2 protein-coding genes are annotated in these 2,614 nt (G+C 70.9%); both read left to right on the top strand.

Going from position 1 to position 2,614, the window contains the following annotated elements:
• Positions 1-406: 406 nt before the first annotated feature.
• Positions 407-2,149 (top strand): BTAD domain-containing putative transcriptional regulator, encoded by a 1,743-nt coding sequence (locus tag LQV45_RS25100; protein WP_230009338.1) that lies wholly within the window; start codon positions 407-409, stop codon positions 2,147-2,149.
• Positions 2,058-2,417, top strand: a complete 360-nt coding sequence (locus LQV45_RS35820; RefSeq protein ID WP_308288927.1) for a PspC domain-containing protein — start codon at positions 2,058-2,060, stop codon at positions 2,415-2,417. Before LQV45_RS25100 ends, LQV45_RS35820 begins: the two co-directional genes overlap by 92 nt.
• The last annotated feature ends 197 nt before the right edge of the window (positions 2,418-2,614 follow it).

The following is a 2,614-nucleotide window of genomic DNA, read 5'->3' as shown; positions in this document are numbered from 1 at the left end:
GGCCCCGGCCGTCGCGGACGACCGCGACGATGGTGGCGACGGCTGCGAAGACCAGGAGTCCGGCGAGCAGGATAGCGGCAAATTCCATGTGAAGAGCACCTCGGGCGAGTGATGGAGCTGGTTGTTGGGGCTGATGATGGATCAGGTTGTTGGGCCGGAATCCCGGGCGGTCGGTGCGGGTTTGGTTTGCGGGTGGGGTTCAGGTTTCCGGTCCTTTTTGGGGGACATGTCCAGTTTCCGCGCCCACCGTGTGAGCCACCGTGTGAGCACATTCCGCTTTGGTTTTCCGCCCGCTTCCGGCTCCCTGCGGCTCCGATCACGCGCCGGCCAGGCGCCGTCGCTCCCCCGCCGCACGCTCGCCGTCGGCCCCCTCCCGCGTGCCCGCTGGCGGCGTAGCATGACTCATATGGCCGAGACTTGGATTCGGCTCCTCGGTCCGCCCCGGATCGAGTCCGCTGGCACCGCACTCCGGCAGCCCCGGGGCCGCAAGGCGTGGGCTGTGCTGGCCTACCTCGCTCTGCAACCGGGCGGCACCGGCCGGGCCCGGACGGCGGCCCTCCTGTTCCCCGACGCCGAGGACCCGCTCGGCGCCCTGCGCTGGAACCTGTCCGAACTGCGCCGGACCCTCGGCGCGGAATCGGTCGGCGGCGACCCGCTGCGGCTCGTGTTGCCGGCCGGCTGGAACTGCGATGTCATGGCGGCCCTGCAGCCAGCGGGCGGCGACCCCCGCACCTTCGACGGCGAACTCCTGGAGGGTCTCACCTTCGAAGAATGCCCGGCATTCGAATCCTGGCTGGAGGACCAGCGGCACCGGCTCGAGAACTCCGTCCTGACGCTGCTCTACGAGGCATCGCTCGCCGCGCTGGCGGCCGGAAGGGCGGACGACGCCGTCGACCTCGCCACCCGCGCGCTGCACCTGGACCCCTTCAACGCGGACTGCCATGCCGTGCTGATCAAAGCCCTGCTCGCCCTGGGTGACTACCGGCGGGCGCGGGAGCAGGCCGACAAGTGCCGCGAGCTGTACCGCCGGGAGCTCGGGCTCGGCGTGCCGGCAGAGGTGCGCCGGGCACTGGCAGATGCGGCGCCCGCCGCGGAGCCCGGGCTGCCGGCCAGTTCGGCGGCGGTGCGGTCCTACCTCGACGCCGCCGAGGCCTCGCTCTCGGCAGGCTCCGTGGACCGCGGGCTGGAGCAGTTGCGCCTCGCAGCCGAGATCGCGCAACGGACCGGCGACCATCATCTGCTCGCCGAATCCCTGGTCACCTTGTCCGGGGCGCTGATCCATCAGGCCGGCGGCCGCGGCGCCGAAGTGGCCGACCTGCTGCACCGGGCTTTGAAATCGGAAGGGTTGGACCCGGAATCGCTGGCGTCGGGGGGACGGAACCCCGCGCGGCCGGCGTCGCGGGTGGCGGCGGCCGCGTACCGGGAGTTGGGGTACCTATCCGTGCAGCGGGGCATTCCGGACCGTGCGGCGGGCTGGCTGGAGCAGGCGGCCCGTGCGGCGGACGGATTCGACGACGAACGCTCCCGGATCCTCGCAATCCAGGGCATGGCGGCCTCGGACACGGCCCTGGCCGGCCGGGTGCATCTGCTGCGCGGGGATTTGGAGCCGGCGGCTGAATGCCTGGACCGGGCCCAGGAACTGATCGCGGCCGAGCACTGGACGGCGTTCGAGCCTTTTGTCGCCGGGCTCCGCGGCGAGACGTTCCTCGCCGCCGGCCGGCTGGACGACGCCGCTCCGCTGATCGACCGCTCGTGGGTGATGGCCGACGTCGCCGGCGACCACTGCTACCTGACCCTGGCCGCGGGTGCCAAGGCCCGGCTCAGTATGGCGCTGGACGATCAGGCCGCGGCCGAATCCTGGCTGAAGCGCGGACTCGACACCACTCCCTGGTATCTCTGGTACCGGGCGCGGCTGCTGGACACCGCCGCCGAGGTCGCCATCGACGCCGGCTCCCCCGCCGCCGGGGACTATGCCGACCGGCTGGGCACCATGGCCAGCCGCGGCGCCCTGCGTGAACTCGTGGTCCGGGCGCACTCGCACCGGGCACTCCTGGGCGATGCCGCCGCCGCGGAGACCATCCCGTGGCTGGCCAAGGACATCGACAACCCGGCGCTCAACACCTACCTGGCCCGGCGCGGCCAGCTCTGATCAGCTGCGGCGCGTGCTGTGGCAGTGGGCGGCAGGGGCGAAAGACACTGCTGACTCGACGGGCGCCTGGTGCTACGGTAGCGAAATGTCAGCAACCTTGGTTCGCCCCAGACGCGGCAAAATCTTCGCAGGCGTGTGCGCTGCCTTGGCCGACCGTTTCGAAGTGCCCCGGGCATTTGTCCGGCTCGGGTTCATGTTCTTCGGCCTGTTCGGCGTGGGCGAGTTCGTCTACATCGCGTTGTGGATCCTCATCCCCCGGGACGACTAGCCGCAGGGCAGGACCGCCGCACCGAGCGCAGCTTTCATCGCTGGAATTGAGTAACCCCCTCCGTCGCGCTGCCCCGTGCCCTAGGATCGCGGTATGGGGCCAACCGATGACTTGTTCGAAGGGCAACCGTCCGGGATGCCGGAGCCAATGCCTCGGGGCAGGGCCCTCTATCAACCTGCGGAGGGCGAACCGGACAA

This window comes from Microbacterium sp. Bi128 (assembly GCF_918698205.1).
The sequence above is the reverse complement of the archived record's forward strand: the minus strand, read 5'-3'. Positions and strand labels throughout refer to the sequence as shown.